This is a genomic window from Sphingomonas sp. DC1600-2 (genome assembly GCF_049897605.1).
Classification (GTDB): domain Bacteria; phylum Pseudomonadota; class Alphaproteobacteria; order Sphingomonadales; family Sphingomonadaceae; genus Sphingomonas.
The window spans coordinates 563547-585293 of sequence record NZ_JAFCWO010000001.1 but is presented as its reverse complement, the minus strand read 5'-3'; the positions used below and the strand labels follow the sequence as shown (position 1 = coordinate 585293).

Below are 21747 nucleotides of genomic sequence, written 5' to 3'. Positions count from 1 at the left end.
CCCGTGACCGCACTCGCCACCCTTATCCTGTGGAGCCACGCGCTGGCCGCCTTGCTGTTTGCGGGCGTCGCGCTGTCACGGCTGCACGATGCGGGCACGGCGCTGCCGCGGCTGACCTTCGTGATCGCGCTGGGCAGCACCGCCTTGTGGGCACTGGCGGTCGCAGGGATCGACACGACCGACGTCGTCACGCGCCTGGCCGAAGCGGCGCGCAATCTCGCGTGGCTCGGCTTCATGTACGCGCTGGTCCGGCGCGGCGGCACGGGCCCGGAACACCACGCGATTTCGGTCATCTACGGTCTTGTCGCGGTGCTTGTGCTGGCCGGTGCGACGCTGACGGTGATCGAACCCGCGATTGGCGCGGAGACGGTTTCGCAAGTCGCTGCGGTCCGGGCGGTGTGGCGGATGATGATCGCGATCGGTGCCATGCTGCTGCTTCACCATCTCTATTCGGCGGTAACGCCACAGGCACGCGGCGGCATCCGCCTGGCAGTCCTCGCGCTTGCGGCAATGTGGAGCATCGACCTGCTCCTCTGCGCCGCCGCTTATGCATTCAGCGCATGGTATGCCGGTCTGATCGCAGCGCGGGGCATCGTCATGGTGCTGGCGGCTCCGATGTTTGCGATCGCGGTGCAGCGCAATGGCGACTGGACCCTGCAACTCTCCCGCACCGTCGCCTGGCAGACGCTCACCTTTGCCGTCATGCTGCTTTACACGGCGGGTATGCTGCTGGCGACCAGCGCGATCGCCAGCATCAGCGGCGACAATGCCCGACTGTGGCAAACCGCCTTCGTGTTCGGGTCGACTGCGGCGGGGCTGACGATCCTCTCTTCCCCATGGTTGCGCGCCTGGGCCAAGGTAAAGGTGTCCAAGCACTTCTTCCGCCACCGCTATGATTATCGGACGGAATGGACGCGTTTTACCGACACGCTTGGCAAGCCCGATGGGGCAGCCCCACTTGACCAGCGTATCGTCAAGGCCGTCGCCGACCTGACCGATTCCCCCGCAGGTCTGCTGCTGGTGCCCGAAGGCGATGGTCTTGGCATTGGAGCCGGATGGCGCTGGGACGCCGCCACGGGTGCCGCCGATGCGCGATTGGTCGCCCACCTGTCCGGTAGTGGCCGGATCATCGAGCTGGATACCGTGCGCAGCGAAACCGCCGACCCGATCGAAGCCGCAAGCATCCCGATCTGGATGATCGACTGCGATGCCTGGGCTGTGGTGCCGCTGATCCATCTCGATCGTTTGCAGGGGGCGATCGTGCTGGCACGCCCGCCGCTCGACCGTGCGCTCGATTGGGAAGATTTTGATCTGCTGCGCATCGCCGGGCGGCAGGTGGCAAGTTATCTCGCGGAGGCTCGCGCGCAGGAGGCGCTGGCCGAATCCGAGCGCTTCGACGAGTTCAACCGGCGCTTCGCCTTCATCCTGCATGACATCAAGAATCTGGTCAGCCAGTTGACGCTGGTCGCGCGCAATGCCGAACGCCACGCCGACAATCCCGACTTTCGCGTCGACATGGTCGCCACCTTGCAAGACTCCGCCGCGCGCATGAACGACTTGCTCGCCCGGCTCTCCCAACAGCACCGCGCGCGCGCCGAGGTGCTACGCCCGGTCGAGCTGTTGCCGCTGGCCGAGACCGTCGCGCGCGGCAAGCGCGTCCAGCATCCGGTCGTGGTGGTCGGTCCACAGGGCCTGTTCGCCAAGGCCGATCCGGCACGCGTCGAGCAACTGCTCGGCCACCTCGTCCAGAACGCGATCGACGCGAGCCCGCCAACCGAACCCGTCACCATCGCGCTCGCCATCGCGGATATGGCGGTTTCGCTGACGGTGATCGATCAGGGCAGCGGGATGAGCCCGGCTTTTGTACGCGACCAGTTGTTCAAGCCGTTCGTCTCGACCAAACCCGGCGGCTTCGGCATCGGCGCGTTCGAGGCGAAGCAACTTGCCGAGGCGATGGGCGGCAGCGTTGCAGTCGAGAGTCGCGAAGGCATCGGCACCAGCTTTTGCATTACATTGCCGACTGCGCACGCGCGCACCCTGGAACAAGCCGCATGACCGACAAGCCCAAGCTCCTGATCGTCGAGGACGATTTAGGCCTCCAGCGCCAGCTCCGCTGGGCGTATGAAGGGTATGAGGTGCTGACCGCGATCGATCGTGCCACCGCACTCGATGCGGTGCGCGCTGCCGAGCCTGCCGTGGTGACGCTCGACCTCGGCCTGCCGCCAGACCCCGACGGCACGAGCGAAGGGTTCGCCACGCTCGCTGAAATCCTGCGCTTGAAGCCCGATACCAAGGTAATCGTCGCCTCCGGCCACGGCGCACGCGAAAGCGCGCTGCAAGCGATTGCCGATGGTGCCTGGGACTTTTACGCCAAACCGATCGACATCGATGCGCTCGGCCTAATCGTCGCGCGCGCGTTCCACGTCCATGCGCTGGAGACCGAAAATCGCCGCCTCGCCACGCGCGCGACCGGCACGGCGCTCGGCGGCATGATTACCGCCAGCCCGGAAATGCTGAAGGTCACCCGCACGATCGAACGCGTCGCCGGGGCCGATGTCTCGGTCATGCTGCTCGGCGCGAGCGGGACCGGCAAGGAATTGCTCGCGCGCGGGCTTCATGACAGTAGCCCGCGCCGCGGTGGCGCGTTCGTTGCGATCAATTGCGCCGCGATCCCCGAGACCTTGCTGGAAAGCGAATTGTTCGGACACGAGAAGGGCGCGTTTACCGGCGCGATCAAGACCACCGAAGGCAAGATCGAGCAAGCGCAGGGCGGCACGCTGTTCCTCGACGAAATCGGCGACGTTCCGCTGCCGCTGCAAGTGAAATTGCTCCGCTTCCTGCAGGAGCGAACGATCGAGCGGATCGGCGGACGCAAGCCGATTGCCGTCGATACCCGGATCGTCTGCGCCACGCATCAGGACGTCGATGCGATGGTTGCCTCCGGCAGCTTTCGCGAAGACCTTTATTACCGTCTCGCCGAAATCGTCGTTCGCATCCCGTCGCTGGCGGAACGCAGTGGCGACGCGGTGTTGCTGGCGCAGCATTTCCTGAAGAGCTACGCCAAATCGATGCACGCCGCCGTTACCGGCCTGTCGCCCGATGCCCGTGCCGCGATTGCCGCCTGGGGCTGGCCGGGCAATGTCCGCGAGCTGGAAAACCGCATGAAGCGCGCGGTCATCATGGCCGAGGGCAAGCTCGTCACCGCCGCCGATCTCGATCTGGCGGAAGGGGGGGCAGAATTGCCGCTCAACCTGCGCGCCGCGCGCGAAAGCGCCGATCGCTCGGCGATCGCGCAAGCACTCGCCCGCGCCGAGGGTAACATTTCGAATACCGCCAAGCTGCTAGGGGTCAGCCGACCGACCCTGTACGATTTGCTAAAGAGCTACGATCTCCATGCGTAAATCCCTTTCGATCGCCATCGGCACCCTCGCCGCGATAACCAGCGCCGCACTGATCGCGGTCGCGGCGACTGGCCCGGCCCATGCCGATGCCGCGAGCGCGCGCACCGAACTCGCGCTCAGCGTGCGCTTGCTGAAGGCCGGCAATTACAGCGCCGCGCGCAGCCACGCCCAAGCCGCGATCAAGGCCGATCCAAGCTGGGGCCTGGCCCATGCGATGCTCGCGCGCAGCTTCCTGGCGATTGGCGATGGGGTGGCAGCAGAGGGTGAGCTTGGCCGCGCGCGCGACGCCGGGTTCGATCCGGCCCGGGCGCACCAGCTTTACGCCCATGCGTGGTTGCTACAGGGCGACGCGAACCGCGCGCTGACCGAAGCCGCCAAGGCAAGCGCGCCTTATAGTGGTTATGCCATCCGCATCGGCGCGCGCGCGCTGGCGGCGCAGGGCGATGTCGCAGGCGCACAAGCCGCGCTCGGCACCTTGCTCGCCGATGCGCCCAAGGACAGCTTCGCCTGGTCCGACCTCGGGCGCATCAAATATCAAGCGGGGGACATTGCGGGCGCGATCGAATCGGCACAGCGCGCGGTCGATCTCGATGCCGATAATGTCGAGGCAATCACGCTGCGCGGCGAATTGGTGCGCGGCCAATATGGCTTGATCGCCGCGCTGCCCTGGTTTGAAAAGGCGCTGGGGCATGACGCTTATTATCATCCTGCGCTGATCGAATATGCCGCCACACTCGGCGATGTCGGGCGCTATACCGATATGCTGGCGGCGACGCGCAAGGCCTTGGCCGCGCGGCCGGACAGCCCGCAAGCCTTGTATCTTCAGGCGGTGCTGGCAGCGCGGGCGGGCAAGGACGATCTCGCCCGCACCCTGCTCACGCGCACCGGCGGGCAGTTGAACGCTATGCCCGGCGCGCGGCTGTTGTCCGGGACTTTGGCCTATGAAGCCGGGGCCTATCAGCAAGCGATCGACGATTGGCGTGTGCTGGTTGGGCAACAGCCAACCAACATCACCGCGCGCCGCCTGCTTGGTGCAGCCTTGCTGCGCTCGGGCGATCCGCAGGGGGCGCTCGATGTGTTGCGCCCGGTCGCGCTGCGCGCCGATGCCGACAGCTACACACTCGCTCTGGTCGCGCGCGCCTTCGAACAAACGGGCGAGCGCGATTGGGCTGCGAAATATCTCGATCGTTCGGCCCTGCCGAGCGCGGTCGGCTCCGCGCCGTTCGGCATCGATGACGGTTTGTCGGCGCTGAACGACGCCGCCAGCGCTGCCCCCGCAGAACCAGTCGCGCAGCTCACGCTGATCCGCGGGCTGATCGAGGCGGGCGATACTGCCGCGGCGCTGGCCAAGGCGCAGGCGCTGGTGCGGCTGACGCCGGGTGCGCCGCCTGCCTATCTCGCGCTCGGCGACACGTTGATGGCGGTGAACCGCTATGGCGACGCCGCCGACGCCTATCGCCATGCCGCCGACCTGCGCTTTGACGAACCGACCCTGTTGCGCGTGGTCGATGCGCTCGACCATGCCAACCGGCACGCCGAGGCGGGCAAGGTGCTCGCGCTGTTCGCGTCGCAAAACCCGCAAAATATCACGGCACGGCGCTTGATCGGCCATTGGCAAATCGCGGCGCAGGATTGGGATGCCGCGATCGACACGCTGGAGGAGCTGCGCGGGCGCATCGGTGACCGCGATACCGCGCTGCTGGCCGAATTGTCCTATGCCTATACCGGGGCCGGAGACGCTGATACCGGCACGATCTATGGCAAGGCGGCCTATGCGCTTGCCCCGATGAACCCTGCCGCCAGCGATGCCTATGGTTGGGCGCTGTACCAGCAGGGCAAGAGCGAACCCGCGCTGCAATTGCTGGAAAAAGCGGCGTCGATCGCGCCCGGCCGCGCCGATCTGCGCTGGCATTTGGGGCAGGCCTATGCCGATCTCGACCGCACCGCCGAAGCCGCGACGCAAATCCGCGCGGCACTCGCCGACCCCGCCTTTGGCGACCGCGTAGCAGCCGCAGCGGCGCTCAAGGCGTTGGGATAGTTTGCCACACGAGGCCGCGCGCGGCTAAACATGCGGCCACATGACCGATCCCCTCGCCCGCATCGCCGCCGCGCTCGAACGGCTGGCCCCGCCACCACCCTCAAGCGCCGATCCGCTGGCGCACCCGGCCTATGTCTGGCGCGGCACGGTGCTGGAGCCGGTGCGCGATTTTCGGCCCTTGCCGCTGGACCGCCTGCACGGAATCGACGCGCAAAAGGCGGCGATGCATGCCAATGCCCGCCATCTCGCAGACGGAGCAGCCGCGCATGACGTGCTGCTATGGGGCGCGCGCGGCACCGGCAAATCGGCACTGGTCAAGGCGGTGACGGGCACGGTGCAGGCTGAGGGCGGCGCGCTCGCGCTGATCGAAGTCGTCACCGGGCAGCTCGACACCCTGCCCGGCTTGTTCGCGCAGATCGCCGACGTGCCGCGCGCCTTCCTGCTGTTCCTCGACGATCTCGGCTTCGATGCCGCCGCCGATGGGCGCGCGCTGCGCTCGATGCTCGATGGCGGGGCGGAAGCCCGGCCCGCCAATGCCCGCCTTGTCGTCACTTCCAACCGCCGCCATCTGGTGCCGCGCGAGATGATCGACCAGCCGACCGCCGTGAACCCGCGCGATGCCGCCGACGATGCGCTGGCGCTGGCCGATCGCTTCGGCCTCAGCCTCGGTTTCCACGTCGTCGATCAGGACGGCTATCTCGCGATCGTCGCGGGTTATGCGCACGCCTATGACCTGCCGTTCGATCCGGCGGACGCGGTCGGCTGGGCAACCCGCCGCGGCGCGCGCTCAGGCCGGGTGGCGTGGCATTACATCGTCGATCTCGCGGGCCGAAACGGCCGATCGCTCAAGTGATCCTCCCCGGCACGGGGAGGGGGACCATCCGGCTTCTTCAGCCGGATGGTGGAGGGGGGCATCAACGGGCGGAGCGCCTGCGGCACGCCCCCTCCACCCTTCGCTGAATGCTCAGGGTCCCCCTCCCCGTTCCGGGGAGGATTTAGGCGAGGCTCTCCACCATCTCGGCCAGTTCCAGCCAGCGCAATTCCGCCGCGTTCTTGTCTTCCTGCGCCTGGCCGATCGCTTCCATCAGCCGCTCGAACAACGCCGGGTCGCGCGTGTAGAGATCGGGGTCTTCCAGCAACGCCTGGTCACGCGCGATCGCGGCATCAAGCGCCTCGATCCGCTTGGGCAGCAATTCGTAGTCGCGCTGGTCCTTATAGGTCAGCTTGACCTTGGTGCCCGGCGGCGGCGGCGCGGCAGCCGAGGTTGCATTCCTGGCGATCGCGCCGCGCTTGGTCGGCGCGGCGGCCTTGCGACGGCGCTCCCAATCCTCATAGCCGCCCGCCACGACATCGACCGTACCCGACCCGTCGAGCCCGAGCGTGATCGTCACCGTGCGATCGAGGAAGTCGCGGTCATGGCTGACGATCAGCACGGTGCCATCATAATCGCCGATCACATCCTGCAGCAGATCGAGCGTTTCGAGGTCGAGATCGTTGGTCGGCTCGTCCAGCACCAGCAGGTTGGACGGCTTGGCGAATTCGCGCGCCAGCAACAGGCGCGAGCGCTCACCGCCCGACAGCGTGCCGATCTTGGCATCCAGCACGCCCGGCTCGAACAGGAATTCCTTCAAATAGCCGACGACATGCTTGCGAATGCCCTGCACCTCGATCCAGTCGCCGCCATCGGCGAGCACGTCGCGGATCGTCTTGTCGGGGGCCATCTTGCTGCGCTGCTGATCGATCACGATCTTCTCGATCGTCTTGGCGAAGCGGATCGTGCCGCTATCGGGCTCCAACTCGCCGGTGAGCAGCTTGAGCAGGGTCGATTTGCCCGCGCCGTTCGCGCCGACGATGCCGATGCGGTCCTTGCGCGTCACGCGCAGCGACAAATCGCGGATGATCGTGCGGTCGCCAAACGCCTTGGAGATATGCTTCGCGTCGATCACCACCTTGGAGCGCGCATCGTCGCTGCCGATGGTGAGGTTGGCCGCCCCCTGCGGCCCGACCATCGCCGCGCGTTCGGCGCGCATCTCGACCAGCTTGGTCAGCCGCCCCTGGTTGCGCTTGCGCCGCCCGGTGACGCCGCGCAGCAGCCAATGCTCCTCCAGCTTCAGCTTGGCGTCGAGCTTTTCGGCATTGCGCTGCTCATCGGCATAGACTTGCTCGGTCCACGCATCGAAGCCGCCAAAGCCGATTTCGGCGCGCCGTAAATTGCCCCGGTCCATCCACAGCGTCTGCTTGGTCAGCTTGGTCAGGAAGGTGCGGTCGTGGCTGATGACGACGAACGCGCCGCGGAAGCGCTGGAGCCATTCCTCGATCCATTCGATCGCGCCGATGTCGAGATGGTTGGTCGGCTCGTCTAGCAACAAAACGTCGGGGTTCTGCGCAAAGGCGCGCACGATCGCGGCGCGGCGGCGCTCGCCGCCCGAAGCCTTGGCCGCTTCACGCGTCAGGTCGATGCCGAGCTGGTCGGCAATCGCCTCAGCCTCATGCCGCTGCGGCGCGTCGTCGCCCGCCAGCACATAATCGGCCAGCGTCGCGAAACCGGTCATCGCCGGTTCCTGCTCGAGCTGGATCACGCGCGTGCCGGGCACGATCGTGCGCCGCCCCTCGTCCGAATCGATCTTGCCGCCGAGCAATTTGAGCAAGGTCGTCTTGCCCGCGCCATTGCGCCCGATCAGCGCCAGCCGATCACGCGGCCCGACATGAATGTCGAGGCCGCGGAACAACCAGCCCGAGCCTTGAATGACGCCGAGATTTTCATATGCAAGAATTGGTGCAGCCATAGCGTGTGCGCCCTAACGATGTAGCGCAGCTAAATCGAGGCTTTCCGCACATCGCCGACTTTACCGCGACGCATGTCCTGCTCCCGGCTCCCATCGGGAGAGGGAGGGGCCCGCCGCGAAGCGGTGGGAGGGTGAGGGGGATCCGCTATGCCGCCGGCACCCGGATCACCCTCATCCGGCGCTTCGCGCCACCTTCTCCCACAGGGAGAAGGATTGAAACCGGTCTTGCGCGGGTCCGTCGCGCCTCCAACCCCCGTCCCCGCTCATTCACAGGCTGTTCAACGCTGACTGCCTATGCCAATCCCATGACAATGCTCGTACCCATCCTGTTTGGACTGGCCACCGCAACGGCACCGCTGCCGACCGACGGCGTGCAACTCCAGCGCGCCGATCAGCGCGAAGCGTGGCGCGCGCGCCAGGAAGGCCGCATCCTCCCGCTCAAGGAAATCGAGGGGCGCGTGTTGCCCTCGATGCGCGGCAGCCAGTATCTCGGCTTCGACTTCGAGCCCGATCGCGGGATTTACACGCTCAAGTTCCTGCGCGATGGAACCGTCATCTGGGTCGAGGTGGACGGGCGTTCCGGCCAGATCCTCGGCCGCACCAGCAACTAAGCGCGGCCAGCGCCGTCCTAAGGGGAACTTTCATGCGTGTTCTGATCGTCGAGGATGAACCCAATCTCGGCCAGCAATTGAAGGCGACGCTGGAGGGGGCAGGTTATGCGATCGACCTCGCCACCGATGGCGAGGAAGGCCATTTCATGGGCTCGACCGAGAATTATGACGCGATCATCCTCGATCTCGGCCTCCCCGAAATCGACGGCCTCACCGTGCTCGACCGCTGGCGCAAGGAAGGCCGCACCGCCCCCGTACTGGTGCTGACCGCGCGTGACAGCTGGTCCGACAAGGTCGCCGGGCTCGATGCCGGAGCCGACGATTATGTCGCCAAGCCGTTCCAGTCGGAGGAATTGATCGCCCGCCTGCGCGCGCTGATCCGCCGCGCTTCGGGCAATGCCTCGTCGGAACTGACGGCGGGCGATGTGCGGCTCGACACGCGCAGCGGCAAGGTCACGCTGGCGGGCGAACCGGTCAAGATGACCGCGCAGGAATATAAATTGCTCAGCTATCTGCTCCACCACAAGGGCAAGGTGGTCAGCCGCACCGAGCTGATCGAGCATATTTACGATCAGGATTTCGACCGCGATTCGAACACGATCGAAGTGTTCGTCACCCGCATCCGCAAGAAGCTCGGGCAGGACGTCATCACCACGATCCGCGGGCTTGGCTACAGCCTTGAAGATCCGGATGCATAATGGCTGACGCGCCGGGCACCGATCTCGCCGTCATTCCGGCGGCCGAGAGCACGGTGGCGCACGAGCCTGTGCCCGCTCCGCTACCGCCGCTCGACACCGAGCCGCGTGCGACGATCCCGACGCGCACGACGGGTTCGCTCAGCCGCCGCATGATCCTGATCGCGGCGGGGTGGATTCTGTTGTTGCTGACCGGCGGCGGCTTCGCGCTGGACCGGGTGCTGACCACCGCAATCACCCAGAATTTCGACGACCAGCTCGAATATGTGTTGAACGCGCTGATCGTTTCGGCGGAAATCGGGCCGCAAGGCGAGGTGTTCAACAATCGCGAACTCGCCGACCAGCGCTTCCTCGAACCCAATTCGGGCCTATATTACCAGATCAGCGCGCCGGGGCAGGAACCCTATCCGTCGCGTTCGCTATGGGATCGCCGCCTCGCTTATGGCAGCGCGCATACCGATCTTGGTATCCATGCCTATGACAGCGACCAGTTCGTCGATCCCACGACCGACAGCCCCGAGCGGCTGCGCATCGTCGAGCGCGACGCGACGCTGCCCGGCTCTAAAGTCCGCTGGCGCTTCCAGGTCGCGCAGAATCGCGAGGGGTTAGACGCGCAGATCAAGGTGTTGCGCAAGACGCTGGTGCGCAGCTTCGCGCTGCTCGGCTTCGGCTTGATCGTGATGGCGGCGCTGCAGACCTTTTACGGGCTGTGGCCGCTGCGCAAGGTGCGCGAGGAAATCGCCCGGATGCGCGCGGGCAAATCGCGCCAGATCGAGCGCCCGATGCCGATCGAAGTCGCGCCGATGGTCGAGGAACTGAACGGGCTGATCGCGCATAACGAACGCCAGGCCGAGGAAGCGCGCCGCCACGCCGGCAATCTGGCGCACGCACTGAAGACTCCGCTGACGGTGATCATGAACGCCGCGACGGCACAGGCCGACGATCTCGGTGAGACGGTGGTACGCGAGGCGCGGACGATGCGCCGCCAGGTCGACCACCATCTCGCCCGCGCCCGCGCGGTCGGCCGGCGTGGGTCGGCGCATAGCCGGGCGGACGTGTGGCCCAGCCTCGAATCGGTTGAGCGCGCGGTCGGCGTGCTGTATCGCCACGTCCGCATCGACACTTCCGGTCCCAAGGACTTGCAAGTCCATGTCGAGCGGCAGGATCTCGACGAAATGCTCGGCAATCTGATCGAGAATGCCGCGAAATATGGCGGCGGCAGCGTGTTCGTCACCGTGTCCAAGCATTCGGGCTTTGTCGAATTCCTGATCGAGGATGACGGCGTCGGCATCCCCGAGGAAGAGCGTATCCGCATCTTCGATCGCGGCGTGCGGCTCGATTCGGGCAAACCCGGCACCGGCCTCGGCATGGCGATCGTCCGCGACGTGGCCGAGATTTACGAGGGCACGGTCTCGCTGGAAGAAAGCGAGGATCTGGGCGGGTTGCTGGTGCGGTTGCGGTTGCCCGCAGCGAATTGAGAGAGCTACTATCAAGCTCCTGCTCCAGAGCCTCGCATCTTGACATTCTAGCGCGCGGATAGTAGGAACGTTCTCAAGTCGCGTTGGCGGCACCGAGCTAAAGGCGGTGCAACGGGTCACAGTACTCTGCGCACCGCCGGACATATTTCAGGGCCGCCGTTTAGGCGGCCCTATGTATTTGTGGCTATCCCTGAGGTCGGGTAGATACAATCGAAAGACTCGATAGTTGAGTTCTTTCCAAGATTTCACGGACAGCTTGTTTGGAATGCCCGGTCGGTCGCGCGTTACCAAATGCTTTGGGTCCAGCGTGTCAATCATGGCATGAAGCACAACCAAATATTGGAGAATGAGCTGGCGGGAGCCGGTATCCCAAGTGCTCGACAGAATCTCGATGAGAGGTGCTGCCCAGCGGCGCGCATATGGGTCGCAATCGAAATAGCGTATATATTCCACGAAATTCATCGTACGACCATCGACCAGCGCGCTCTCACCAATGGCGCGTTGCGAAATACGGTCAATAAGCCGAAGCTTCCGCGATTCGAGGCATCGGAAAAACGCTTGCGTCTGTCGGCCGCGCTTGCTGCGCGCGACATCGACGGATAGTCCCCGTTGCCGCACGATTTCCACCTCGCTCCAAAACTGAACGAACAGATAAACGACGCTGGCAAAGCCTTCGTCGTCAAGCCCCTCTTGCTTCCGCTTGCGCAGTGGAAGGAAATCCTGCTCCCCAAGCGAACGTAATTTTCCAACAAGTTCGTCGGCGGCGCGCAACAGCGACTCGAGATTGCGATCAACAACCTTCGCATCCACCTCGCGCCGATCTCGCCAACGACGGAACTGGTCATAGACGATCTCGATAAACTTGACCGTCGCGCCGCCGCCCAAAGCTGCGGCAAGAAGCGTGGGCCAGCTTCCGTTATTCATATAGCGCGCCTAGATTGCGATATCTTCAGAAAACCTGATCGAGTTTTATGTAGAAATCAAATCTCTTCAATGAGTACGCAACCTTTAATGAATGCGCAATTACGCCAATGGCGAACTCCTGTCCCGCAAACGCGCCTGTCACCCCTCACTCATTCCCCAACAACCCGCCGAGCAATCCCCCGACCACCGCGCCCGCAGCACCGCCGCCGACCAGCCGCCCGACGCCCGCACCCACGCCCACATCGCGCGCTTCAGTGCTGGGCAAATGCCGCGCAATTTCCTCGGCCAGGTTCAGGATCGGCATCGATTGCAGCCAGATCTTGCCCGGCCCGGTCAGCGTCGCGAGAAACAGCCCCTCCCCGCCGAACAGGATATTGCGGAAGCCGCGCACCATCTGGATGTCGGTCGAGACGGTCGGCTCCTGCATCCCGATATGCCCGGCATGGACGCGGAGCCGTTCGCCGGGGGCAAGCGTCTTCTCGATCACTTCGCCCGACAGATCGAGGAACACCGTGCCCGGCCCGGTCACGCGCTGCAGGATGAAACCCTCGCCCGCAAACACCCCCGCACCGAGGCGCTGCTGGAAGGCGATTTCCAGCGACACCGAATATTCGGCGCAGAGGAAGGTTTCCTTGCGGCAAATCAGCGATTCCCCGCTACGCAATTCGCGCGCGATGATGGTGCCGGGGAAGCGCGGCGCAAAGGCGACATGGCCGGGGCGCTCCGCGCCATATTCGGTAATGAAGATACTGCCGCCCGACAGCGCGCGCTTCAACCCCGCGAACAGCCCGCCGCCGGTATGCGTGTCCATCGTGATGCCGTCGCTCATCCACGCCATGGCGTGGGTCTGGCTTACGATCCGTTCGCCCGGCGACAGATCGATCGAGACGGTCTGCATGACGGTGCCGGAAATCTCGTAGCGCATCGGGCCATCCTTCGACAGTGATGCACTTATGTAACACGGCTTGAGCGGCGATGAAATACCGGGACCTATCACCCCCGTCACCCCGGGCTTGTCCCGGGGTCCACCGTGCTGCGCATTCTCCGGCGGCAGGGAGTGCGGTGCGGTGGACCCCGGCACAAGGCCGGGGTGCCGGAACGGGGTCAGGCGGCGACGGCGATGTCCTGCATCACCTGCGCCGTAATCTCCAGGCTGCGCTTGCGCGCTGCATGGTCGTAGATCGAGCTCGCGATCATCAGTTCATCCACCCCGGTGCGCGCGACGAACGCGCCGATCTCGCGCGCGACCTTGGCCGGGCCGCCCACCGCCGAGCAAGACAAGACATGATCGAGAATCGCCGCGCCCTGCGGCCCCAGGCTCGCGCGGTAACCCGCCACCGGCGGCGGCAATTGCCGTGGGTTGCCGGTGCGCAGGGCGACGAACGCCTGTTGCTGCGAACTCGCCAGCAACTCGGCCTCGTCATCGCTGTCGGCGGCAAACACGTTGAAGCCCGCCATCACATAGGGCTTGGCCAGCGCCGCGGACGGCCGGAAGGTGCGGCGATAAATGTCGATCGCCGACATCAGCGCATCGGGCGCGAAGTGCGACGCGAAGGCATAGGGCAAGCCCAGCATCGCCGCGAGTTGCGCGCCGAAGGTGCTCGACCCCAGGATCCACAAGGAGACATCGGCCCCCGCGCCTGGTGTCGCGCGAATGCCGGTCTGGCCGTCATCGGCGAAATAGCTTTGCAGCTCGACCACATCCTGCGGAAAGGCATTGGCGTCGCTGTCGAGATTGCGGCGCATCGCGCGCGCGACGATCTGGTCCGATCCCGGCGCGCGGCCCAGCCCCAGGTCGATCCGCCCCGGAAACAGCGCGTCGAGCGTGCCGAACTGTTCGGCAATGGCGAGCGGCGCATGGTTGGGCAGCATGATCCCGCCCGCACCGATGCGGATGGAGGACGTAGCGTTGCCGATATGCGCCAGCACCACCGATGTCGCCGCGCTGGCAATGCCGGTCATGCCGTGATGTTCGGCGGTCCAATAGCGTGTGAAACCGAGCCGCTCGACATGCGCGGCAAGGTCGGCGGCATTGGCCAAGGCTTGCGCAACGCTGCCGCCTTCGATGACGGGGACGAGATCGAGCAGGGAATATTGGGTCATAAGAGGGATGTGGGGAGGCCAGCGGGTGTTTCAAAGCCCCTCCCCTTCAGGGGAGGGGTTTGGGGGTGGGGTAGCGGCGGCGGAGCGGGCTTGATGCCCGCTTCGACGCTATGGTCTGGGCGCAGCGTTTGCTGGACGGCCCCACCCCAACCCCTCCCCTGAAGGTGAGGGGCTTTCCGCACTCCACGCCTTGCCCCCCTCGCCCACCCCGCTTAGAGCCTGCGCGACATGGACCCGCGCCTCGCCCATATCCGCACCTGGATCTTCGATCTGGATAACACGCTCTATCCCGCGAGCGCGCGGCTGTTCGACAAGATCGACGCCAAGATGGGTGCCTATATCGCCGCCAAGTTCGAGGTCGATCTGGTCGAGGCCCGCCGCATTCAGAAGGGCTATTTCCACGGCCACGGCACCACGCTCGCCGGGCTGATGGCCGAGCATGACGTCGACCCGCACGCATTCCTCGATTTCGTCCACGACATCGAAATGGACGTGCTCGAAGAAAATGCCCCGCTCGCCGCTGCCATCGCGCGGCTGCCGGGGCGCAAGATCGTCTTCACCAATGCCGACACGCCGTATGCCACGCGCGTGCTCGGGCGGCTGGGCCTGGGCGAAAGCTTCGAGGCGATCCACGACATCCATGCGATGGACTTGCTGCCCAAGCCGCAAGCCTCGGCTTATGCCGGGCTGTGCGCGGCGTTCGACATCGCGCCCGCCGAGGCGATCTTCTTCGAGGACATGGCCCGCAACCTCGCGCCCGCCAAGGCGATCGGCATGACGACGGTGTGGGTCGACAATGGCTCCGAACAGGGGCCGGACGAGGACCGCAGCTATATCGATTTTACCTGCGCCGATGTGACGGCGTGGCTTCACGAGCATATGGGGGAAGCATGAGCGATCTGCAGCACACGATCGAAGCCGCATGGGACGCGCGCGACACGATCGGGTTTGGCACCACGGGCGCGGTGCGCGACGCAGTTGACAGCGTGCTCGACCAATTGGGTGCGGGCGCGGTGCGCGTCGCCGAACCCGAGGGCGACGGCTGGACAGTCAATCAGTGGCTCAAAAAGGCGGTGCTGCTCTCCTTCCGCCTCAACGATAACAGCCTGGTCGAGGGCGGCGCTGGCGGCGCGCCCGCGTTCGACAAGGTGCCCTCCAAATTCGCCGGCTGGGGCGAGGCCGAGTTCCGCGCGGGCGGCTTCCGTGTCGTACCGGGTGCGGTCGCGCGGCGCGGCAGCTTCATCGGCAAGGGCGCGATCCTGATGCCGAGCTTCGTCAATATCGGTGCCTATGTCGGCGAAGGCACGATGGTCGATACCTGGGCGACGGTCGGTTCCTGCGCCCAGATCGGCAAGAACGTGCACATCTCGGGCGGCGCGGGGATTGGCGGCGTGCTCGAACCGCTCCAGGCCGACCCGGTGATCATCGGCGACGGCGCGTTCATCGGCGCGCGCAGCGAAGTGGCCGAGGGCGTGCGCGTCGGCGAAGGCGCGGTGCTGTCGATGGGCGTCTATCTCGGTGCCTCGACCAAGATCGTCGACCGCGCGACCGGCGACGTGTATCGCGGCGAAGTGCCGCCTTATGCCGTGGTCGTGCCCGGCAGCATGGGCGGCGGCGACGGCAAGCCCGCGCTCTATTGCGCGGTCATCGTCAAGCGCGTCGACGCGCAAACGCGCAGCAAGACCAGCATCAACGAATTGCTGCGAGACTAATTTCCTCCCCTCCCGCTGGCGGGAGGGGCTGGGGGAGGGCAGTCTGCCGCGAGCGCAACGCCGCTATCACATCCCCTCCCCTACCCCCCCCGCCAGGGGGAGGGGAAATCTGGCTCGACACACGCAAAGGCTCTGCTAACCGACACGCAAACGATAAGAGGATTCCTGATGAACACCACCCGCTCCAAAACGCTCGACCGAGTCCTCGTGCTGGAAATGGTGCGCGTCACCGAAGCGGCGGCGATTGCCGCGTCGAAGCTGACCGGGCGCGGGGATGAAAAGGCTGCGGACGCAGCGGCGGTCGAGGCAATGCGCGCCGCGCTCAACAACCTCTATATGGACGGCACCGTGGTGATCGGCGAGGGCGAGCGCGACGAAGCGCCGATGCTGTTCATCGGCGAGAAAGTCGGCTCGGCGATCGGCAAGGGCCCCAAGATCGACATCGCACTCGATCCGCTGGAGGGCACCACGATCTGCGCCACCGCCGGCCCAAACAGCCTCGCCGTGCTCGCCATCGCCGAGGAAGGCGGGCTACTCAACGCCCCCGACGTGTACATGGACAAGATCGCCTGCGGCCCGGGCTATCCCGAGGGCATTATCGATCTCGACAAATCGCCGACGGAGAATGTCCGCGCGCTCGCCGCTGCCAAGGGGGTGGAACCGCGCGAGATCATCGCCTGCGTGCTCGATCGCCCGCGCCACCAGAAACTGATCGCCGAACTGCGCGAAGTCGGCTGCGGCATCATGCTGATCGGCGATGGCGACGTCGCGGGCGTGATCGCGACCACCAACCCCGACACCACCATCGACATCTATATGGGTGCGGGTGGCGCGCCCGAGGGCGTGCTGGCGGCAGCGGCGCTGCGCTGCGTCGGCGGGCAGTTCAAGGGCCGACTGCTGTTCCGCAACGATGATGAGCGCGCCCGCGCCGCCAAATGGGGCGTGACCGAACTCGATAAGCAATATGATCTGACCGAGCTCGCGCGCGGTGATTGCATCTTCGCCGCAACCGGCGTCACCGATGGGTCGCTGCTCGCAGGCGTCAAGCGCAAGGGCCATGTGATGACCACCGAAAGCGTGGTGATGCGCGCCAGCTCGGGCACGGTGCGCTGGGTCAAGGGCGAACACCGCATCTGAGGCCGAAATCCGTCACCCCGGGCTTGTCCCGGGGGCCACGGTGCCGCACACTCCCAGCTTCGAGATTCACGGCACGGTGGACCCCGGCACAAGGCCGGGGTGACCGCCGGTGTGGAGTTTGGGGGCGTTATGCGAACACTGAAAATCCTTCTCGCGGCCAGTGCCGCGCTGCTCCCGGTCGCGCTCGTCGCTCGCCCGCAAGCCGCCCCGGCTCCCGCAGCGCAAGCGCAATCCCCCTACAGCTATGAAGAAGTGATGATCCCGGTGCGCGATGGCGCGCGGCTACAAACCGTCATCCTGCGGCCACGCGGCAAGACCGGCCCGCTGCCGATCCTGTTCCAGCGCACCCCTTATGGCGTGCCCGATGCGCCCCCGGCCAAGGTCCCCGGCAACCAGGTCTCGCTCGACAAGGACGGCTATATCTACGTCTATCAGTCGATGCGCGGGCGCTTCAAATCGGACGGCGTGTTCACGCTGTCGACCGCGGTCCATCCGGATAAGCCCAAGGTCACCGATGAATCGACCGATGCCTATGACAGCATCGACTGGCTGGTGAAGCATGTGAAAGGCAACACCGGCAAGGTCGGCATGTGGGGCGTGTCCTACCCCGGCTTCGCCGCCGCCGTCGCGCTGATCGGCCCGCATCCGGCGCTAAAGGCGGTCAGCCCGCAAGCCGCCTGGATCGATTATTGGAAATCGGACGATCTCCACCGCAATGGCGCGCTGCGCCTCAGCTACGCGACCGACTGGCTGTCGATGCTGCAGCTCGACAAGACCACGGACACCGACTTTCAGTATGACCGCTACGACACCTATGACTGGTTCCTGAGCAAAGGCCCGGTCGCGGAAATTGACCGGCAAGTGTTCAAGGGCCAGGTGCCGATGTTCACTGCCCTGCTCGACCATCCCAATCACGATCACTTCTACACCGATCAGCGCTGGAGCGACAAACTCGGCAAGACGACGGTGCCGACGCTCAACGTCGCGGGCTATTGGGATCAGGAAGACCCGTGGGGCTCCTGGCAGATCTATTTCAAGCAAGCGCAGAACGACCCCGATCATCTGGCGACGATGGTGGCGGGCCCCTGGGCGCATGGCTGGTGGCAAGGCCCGACCGCGGCGCTGGGGCCAATCCCATATGGCGTGCCGAGCGGCCCGCAGTTCCAGGAACAGATCCAAGCCCCGTTTTTCGCCTATTGGCTGCACGGCACCGGCCCGCGCCCGACCTCGGGGGTGAAGAGCTTCCAGAGCGGCAGCTGGACGTGGAAAAGCTATCCCGGCTGGCCCGCGCCCGGCGCGAAGGCGACCGACCTCTATCTCCACGCCGATGGCTCGCTCTCCTTCACCGCACCAGCCGAAAGCGAAGGCTGCCGCGACTATGTCTCAGATCCGGCCAACCCCGTGCCGTTCCGCACGCGCCCAATGTCGGGCACCTATCTCTCGCCCGATTGGTCGTGGTGGGAAGCCGCCGACCAGCGCTTCCTGCAGGGCCGCCCCGATGTGCTGAGCTACACCAGCGCCCCGCTCGACGCCGATCTGACGGTGACGGGCAGCGTGCTTGCGGAGCTCGCCGCCGCGACCAGCGGCACCGACAGCGATTTCGTCGTCAAGCTGATCGACGTCTATCCCGAGGATGCGGCCAAGCCCCCCGAACATCCCAAGCCCGGCGATTATGCCAAGTCGCTGAACGGCTACCAATTGCCGATCGCGATGGATGTCCGCCGCGGCCGCTTCCTCGCCAGCGACACCACACCGCAAGCGCTGGTACCGAACAAGGTGACGCGCTGGGACGTGCCCTTGCGCGAGCACGACCATGTCTTCCTGAAGGGCCACCGCATCATGGTGCAGGTGCAGTCGAGCTGGTTCCCGGTAATCGACCGCAACCCGCAAAGCTTCGTCCCCAACATCGCCCGCGCCACGCCTGCCGATTTCGTCAAGGCAACGCAGCAAGTGTGCGCCGGATCGAAGATCGTGCTGCCGGTAGTGCGGTAGAGTCTCCCGCCCACGCCGAATCGCGCCGTAGCAAGCGGCTGGCGCGGCTCAGGGTTTCGCGGCGGGGCTTGGCAAAACGCGGATCGTAACCGGTGCCGTGCCAAAGACTTCGGCGGCGCGGGCTTTCAATTGGTCGAGCGACAGCGCGGCCAGCGCGCTTTGATAGCCACGCGCGCGCGCCAACGCGTCGGGCTGCGTCTGCGCCCAGTCGAGCGCATTGAGCCACCAGGCGTTGGTCCGCATATCAAGCGCGGCGCGCGCTTTCATCGGTGCCGTCACGCGCGCCATTTCCTCCGCAGTCGGCCCCAATTCCCCGAGTGAACTCGCAATCGTGCGAAGCGTCCGTTCGGCAAGCGGAACGTCGCCGGTGGCGACTTCGACGATCGCACCGATATAGCCAAAGCCGCGCACACTGGTCGATGCCGCATATAAAGGCGCGGGAGAATAGGTCGCACCCGACGTCTGGCGCAGATCGTTGAAAAGCCGGGTCCGCAGGATCTCGTCGAGAACAGCCTGGGAAATACCGTCATTGGGGTCGAAGCCGTCGTGCGCCCGCCAAGCCGACACCACCAGCGCACGCCCGGCATCGCCGTGATGGGACCACACGATCGGCTCGCCGCCCGTCGGGAACTTCGGATCGGGCCCGGCGTCGTGCAGCGGCTGGGCGCGGCGCGGGGGGAGTGCGCCGAGCGTTTCCGCAGTCGCCGCAATCGCTTTATCGACATCGATATCGCCGACGATCGTGACCTCGATCGGGGCATCGGCAAGGATCGGTGCGAAACGCTGCCGGCTCTGCGAGAAACTCAATCCGGCGACGTCGGCCAGATCGAGCGGCGCGAACCGCAGATCGCCGTTGCTGAACACCGGCCAGTGCCGTGCAAAAGCCGCCATCGCCGTCGCGTCCGCCTTTTGCAGCGCCGCCTCTACCCGTGCTTGCACCAAGGAGTCGGCATGCGGATCAAAATCGGGCTTGCCGACAAGATCCGCCCAAAGCCAAAGCTGATCGGACAACGATGCCGGGTTATTCTGCCCCTTGAACTGGACGACATTCGTTCCGAGCGCGACCGAATCGACCGACACTTGTGTCGCCCGCAAACCCGCGAGCAATTGCTCGGCGCTCAGCCCGGCGACGCCGCCGAGGTACAGCATCGACAGCGGCGGCGCGACCGGGCGTTCGCCATGTGGCATGGCCAGCAACCCGCCGCCCAACCGCATCGTGGTCAACACCTCATTGGCGCGGAAATCGGTATGTTTGATGTTGAGCCGGACGCCGTTCGCAAATCGTATCTGTTCGACACCCAGGTCATCGACATGATGCCGTTCGACGACGGTGCCCGTAGGCCCGGGAACGGGCAATTGCTTGGCGACGGCGAGGGTGAGATCGCGCGTCGGCAGCGGACCGCGATGCGCCAGGGCGTAAGCATCTCGCACAAGCGCCGAGGATGCGGGCAATGCCTCCGAGCCGGCAACCGCGATCGCCGGCGGCGTTTCCCGCCACACCGCATTATAGGCCGCCGCGATGTCCGCCGGGGACGCAGCGTTGAGCACTTCCGAGATGCGCTGGAAGTTCCGCTCCGGAAGCACAAAGACCTGGCGATCGGCATAGGCAGCCACAATGCCGTTGGCGAGTTCGGACGAGGTCCGCGCGGCGGCGCGCAACGACGCACTGCGTGCGCCCTTCAAGGTATTGGTAACGGCGCGATCGACTTCCGGGACGGTGAATCCGGTCACCAGCGGTCGGCGCGTCTCCTGCTCGAGCAGCGTCAGCGCCTCGTGCCATTTGCCGGTACGGAAATTCGCGGAGAAGGAATAAAATTCGGCGAGCTCAGGCCAGCGCGAGGTTTGGAAAGAAACCGAGGCGATCGGAACCTGCGGGCTCGTCAACACGAGCCGCTCGAGCCGATCGCGCACGATGGCCATGCCGAGCGTCGCCAAGATCGCATCGTGCCGCGTCGCCGCCGTCGGCACGACGTTGGGCTGCGGCTTTGCCACGCCAAGGGTCAGCGAATCGGTAAGTCCGGCTTCTTGCACGACGGATGCGGACGCGGTGCGCGGTTGAAACAGCACGGGCTTGAGCGCGGGAATCGGCGCGGACGGCCGTTTCCAGCTTGCAAACGCAGCCTCAAGTGCCTTGCCGGTTTCGCTCGGGTCGACATCGCCCACCACGACGAGAAAAGCGGTGTCGGGCCGATACCAACGGTCATGAAACGCGCGCAACTGGTCCGCCGTAATGGTATGAAGCGAGGCCAGCCGTTGCGCAGGCGTTTCCCACAAATAGGGCAGTTCGGGATAGAATTGCTGCCGCAGCGCCCGGGCTGCGCGTGTTGCCTGCGTCTCGCCGCCCGCAATCTCCGCCCCCACCACACCCTTTTGCCGCTCAACCTCGTTGGCGTCGAACAGCGCGCCATCGCTAAACCCGCGCAGGAACCGCAGCGCAAGCGCCAGCTTCTCGGTCGTCACCTGCGGGATCGAAAGGCTGTACACTGTGCCGCGCGCAGAAGTCGCACCGTTGACATCACCCCCCAATTGCAGACCGGCCGATTGCAATTGCGCGATTGCATCGCCCTTGGGAAACGTCGTGGTCGCGCCGAACGCCATATGCTCGACGAGATGCGCAAACTCCTTTTCGTTGGCGGACTGCTGCGCGGTGCCGACCGCAATATGATATTCGACGACAGCGACCCCCTTGGGCTCGGCGCTGCGCATGACCGCGTAGCGCAGGCCATTGGCGAGTTCGCCGTAGTGGATCGCGGGATCGGGGGTCTCGCCACGCTCTTCGGCAACCCATAACGGAGTTTGTGCGGACGCGCAGGGCGAGCCAATCACCGCGAAGGCCACAGCGACTACCCAAAGCCTTCGCATCCGCCCGT

The 21747-nt window shown here is 65.6% G+C and carries 16 protein-coding genes; 11 read left to right on the top strand and 5 right to left on the bottom strand.

Annotated elements, in window-relative coordinates:
- The first annotated feature begins 3 nt into the window (after positions 1-3).
- From prsK to ACP7BL_RS02695, 4 genes are read left to right on the top strand one after another with little or no spacing between them, the layout of a single operon-like run.
- Entirely contained in the window at positions 4-2055 is a 2052-nt protein-coding gene (prsK, locus tag ACP7BL_RS02710; protein WP_126848318.1) for an XrtA/PEP-CTERM system histidine kinase PrsK, read from the top strand.
- Entirely contained in the window at positions 2052-3401 is a 1350-nt protein-coding gene (prsR, locus tag ACP7BL_RS02705; RefSeq protein WP_426257555.1) for a PEP-CTERM-box response regulator transcription factor, read from the top strand. Before prsK ends, prsR begins: the two co-directional genes overlap by 4 nt.
- A complete protein-coding gene (locus ACP7BL_RS02700) occupies positions 3394-5439 on the top strand; it encodes a tetratricopeptide repeat protein (protein WP_426257554.1) in 2046 nt (681 codons plus the stop codon). Before prsR ends, ACP7BL_RS02700 begins: the two co-directional genes overlap by 8 nt.
- Before the next feature lie 40 nt (positions 5440-5479).
- Complete coding sequence (locus ACP7BL_RS02695) at positions 5480-6292, top strand: DUF815 domain-containing protein (RefSeq protein WP_426257553.1); 813 nt, start codon at positions 5480-5482, stop codon at positions 6290-6292.
- A 142-nt stretch (positions 6293-6434) separates the two neighbouring features.
- Here the strand turns inward: ACP7BL_RS02695 and ACP7BL_RS02690 are convergent, their stop codons facing one another.
- The gene (locus tag ACP7BL_RS02690; protein WP_426257552.1) at positions 6435-8225 is read right to left on the bottom strand and encodes an ABC-F family ATP-binding cassette domain-containing protein; all 1791 of its coding nucleotides are present in this window, start codon (positions 8223-8225) and stop codon (positions 6435-6437) included.
- A gap of 305 nt (positions 8226-8530) precedes the next feature.
- Between ACP7BL_RS02690 and ACP7BL_RS02685 the strand changes: the two genes are divergently transcribed.
- Genes ACP7BL_RS02685 through ACP7BL_RS02675 form a run of 3 tightly spaced genes read left to right on the top strand, consistent with a single transcriptional unit; the run spans position 8531 to position 11009 of the window.
- Positions 8531-8836 (top strand): hypothetical protein, encoded by a 306-nt coding sequence (locus ACP7BL_RS02685; protein ID WP_137903015.1) that lies wholly within the window; start codon positions 8531-8533, stop codon positions 8834-8836.
- A gap of 32 nt (positions 8837-8868) precedes the next feature.
- Complete coding sequence (locus ACP7BL_RS02680) at positions 8869-9534, top strand: response regulator transcription factor (protein ID WP_010404476.1); 666 nt, start codon at positions 8869-8871, stop codon at positions 9532-9534.
- On the top strand, positions 9534-11009 hold the full coding sequence (locus ACP7BL_RS02675; protein WP_426257551.1) for a sensor histidine kinase: 1476 nt from the start codon (positions 9534-9536) through the stop codon (positions 11007-11009). Before ACP7BL_RS02680 ends, ACP7BL_RS02675 begins: the two co-directional genes overlap by 1 nt.
- 147 nt (positions 11010-11156) lie before the next feature.
- Here ACP7BL_RS02675 and ACP7BL_RS02670 read toward each other — a convergent pair whose 3' ends face one another.
- The 3 genes from ACP7BL_RS02670 to ACP7BL_RS02660 all read right to left on the bottom strand — a co-directional run bounded on the left by ACP7BL_RS02670 (position 11157) and on the right by ACP7BL_RS02660 (position 14036).
- Positions 11157-11933 carry a hypothetical protein gene (locus ACP7BL_RS02670; RefSeq protein WP_426257550.1) on the bottom strand — a complete coding sequence of 259 codons (777 nt, stop codon included), beginning with the start codon at positions 11931-11933 and terminating at the stop codon, positions 11157-11159.
- A 145-nt stretch (positions 11934-12078) separates the two neighbouring features.
- Positions 12079-12858 (bottom strand): TIGR00266 family protein, encoded by a 780-nt coding sequence (locus ACP7BL_RS02665; RefSeq protein WP_426257549.1) that lies wholly within the window; start codon positions 12856-12858, stop codon positions 12079-12081.
- A gap of 179 nt (positions 12859-13037) precedes the next feature.
- Positions 13038-14036, bottom strand: coding sequence for an LLM class flavin-dependent oxidoreductase (locus ACP7BL_RS02660; protein ID WP_426257548.1), 999 nt, complete (start codon positions 14034-14036; stop codon positions 13038-13040).
- A gap of 228 nt (positions 14037-14264) precedes the next feature.
- Between ACP7BL_RS02660 and ACP7BL_RS02655 the strand changes: the two genes are divergently transcribed.
- From ACP7BL_RS02655 to ACP7BL_RS02640, 4 genes are all read left to right on the top strand, one after another.
- A complete protein-coding gene (locus tag ACP7BL_RS02655) occupies positions 14265-14930 on the top strand; it encodes a pyrimidine 5'-nucleotidase (RefSeq protein ID WP_126848300.1) in 666 nt (221 codons plus the stop codon).
- The gene (gene dapD / locus ACP7BL_RS02650) at positions 14927-15748 is read left to right on the top strand and encodes a 2,3,4,5-tetrahydropyridine-2,6-dicarboxylate N-succinyltransferase (RefSeq protein ID WP_033963686.1); all 822 of its coding nucleotides are present in this window, start codon (positions 14927-14929) and stop codon (positions 15746-15748) included. Before ACP7BL_RS02655 ends, dapD begins: the two co-directional genes overlap by 4 nt.
- A gap of 168 nt (positions 15749-15916) precedes the next feature.
- Positions 15917-16885 (top strand): class II fructose-bisphosphatase, encoded by a 969-nt coding sequence (gene glpX / locus ACP7BL_RS02645; protein WP_126848298.1) that lies wholly within the window; start codon positions 15917-15919, stop codon positions 16883-16885.
- 129 nt (positions 16886-17014) lie between these two features.
- Positions 17015-18877, top strand: a complete 1863-nt coding sequence (locus tag ACP7BL_RS02640; protein WP_426257547.1) for a CocE/NonD family hydrolase — start codon at positions 17015-17017, stop codon at positions 18875-18877.
- Positions 18878-18925: 48 nt separating this feature from the next.
- Here the strand turns inward: ACP7BL_RS02640 and ACP7BL_RS02635 are convergent, their stop codons facing one another.
- The gene (locus ACP7BL_RS02635; protein WP_426257546.1) at positions 18926-21739 is read right to left on the bottom strand and encodes a M16 family metallopeptidase; all 2814 of its coding nucleotides are present in this window, start codon (positions 21737-21739) and stop codon (positions 18926-18928) included.
- Positions 21740-21747 lie beyond the last annotated feature (8 nt).

Coding starts and splice junctions, on each gene's coding strand:
- prsR (WP_426257555.1), top strand. CDS start 2,052: ATGACCGACAAGCCCAAGCTCCTGATCGTCGAGGACGATTTAGGCCTC.
- ACP7BL_RS02700 (WP_426257554.1), top strand. CDS start 3,394: ATGCGTAAATCCCTTTCGATCGCCATCGGCACCCTCGCCGCGATAACC.
- ACP7BL_RS02695 (WP_426257553.1), top strand. CDS start 5,480: ATGACCGATCCCCTCGCCCGCATCGCCGCCGCGCTCGAACGGCTGGCC.
- ACP7BL_RS02690 (WP_426257552.1), bottom strand. CDS start 8,225: ATGGCTGCACCAATTCTTGCATATGAAAATCTCGGCGTCATTCAAGGC.
- ACP7BL_RS02685 (WP_137903015.1), top strand. CDS start 8,531: ATGACAATGCTCGTACCCATCCTGTTTGGACTGGCCACCGCAACGGCA.
- ACP7BL_RS02680 (WP_010404476.1), top strand. CDS start 8,869: ATGCGTGTTCTGATCGTCGAGGATGAACCCAATCTCGGCCAGCAATTG.
- ACP7BL_RS02675 (WP_426257551.1), top strand. CDS start 9,534: ATGGCTGACGCGCCGGGCACCGATCTCGCCGTCATTCCGGCGGCCGAG.
- ACP7BL_RS02670 (WP_426257550.1), bottom strand. CDS start 11,933: ATGAATAACGGAAGCTGGCCCACGCTTCTTGCCGCAGCTTTGGGCGGC.
- ACP7BL_RS02665 (WP_426257549.1), bottom strand. CDS start 12,858: ATGCGCTACGAGATTTCCGGCACCGTCATGCAGACCGTCTCGATCGAT.
- ACP7BL_RS02660 (WP_426257548.1), bottom strand. CDS start 14,036: ATGACCCAATATTCCCTGCTCGATCTCGTCCCCGTCATCGAAGGCGGC.
- ACP7BL_RS02655 (WP_126848300.1), top strand. CDS start 14,265: ATGGACCCGCGCCTCGCCCATATCCGCACCTGGATCTTCGATCTGGAT.
- dapD (WP_033963686.1), top strand. CDS start 14,927: ATGAGCGATCTGCAGCACACGATCGAAGCCGCATGGGACGCGCGCGAC.
- glpX (WP_126848298.1), top strand. CDS start 15,917: ATGAACACCACCCGCTCCAAAACGCTCGACCGAGTCCTCGTGCTGGAA.
- ACP7BL_RS02640 (WP_426257547.1), top strand. CDS start 17,015: ATGCGAACACTGAAAATCCTTCTCGCGGCCAGTGCCGCGCTGCTCCCG.
- ACP7BL_RS02635 (WP_426257546.1), bottom strand. CDS start 21,739: ATGCGAAGGCTTTGGGTAGTCGCTGTGGCCTTCGCGGTGATTGGCTCG.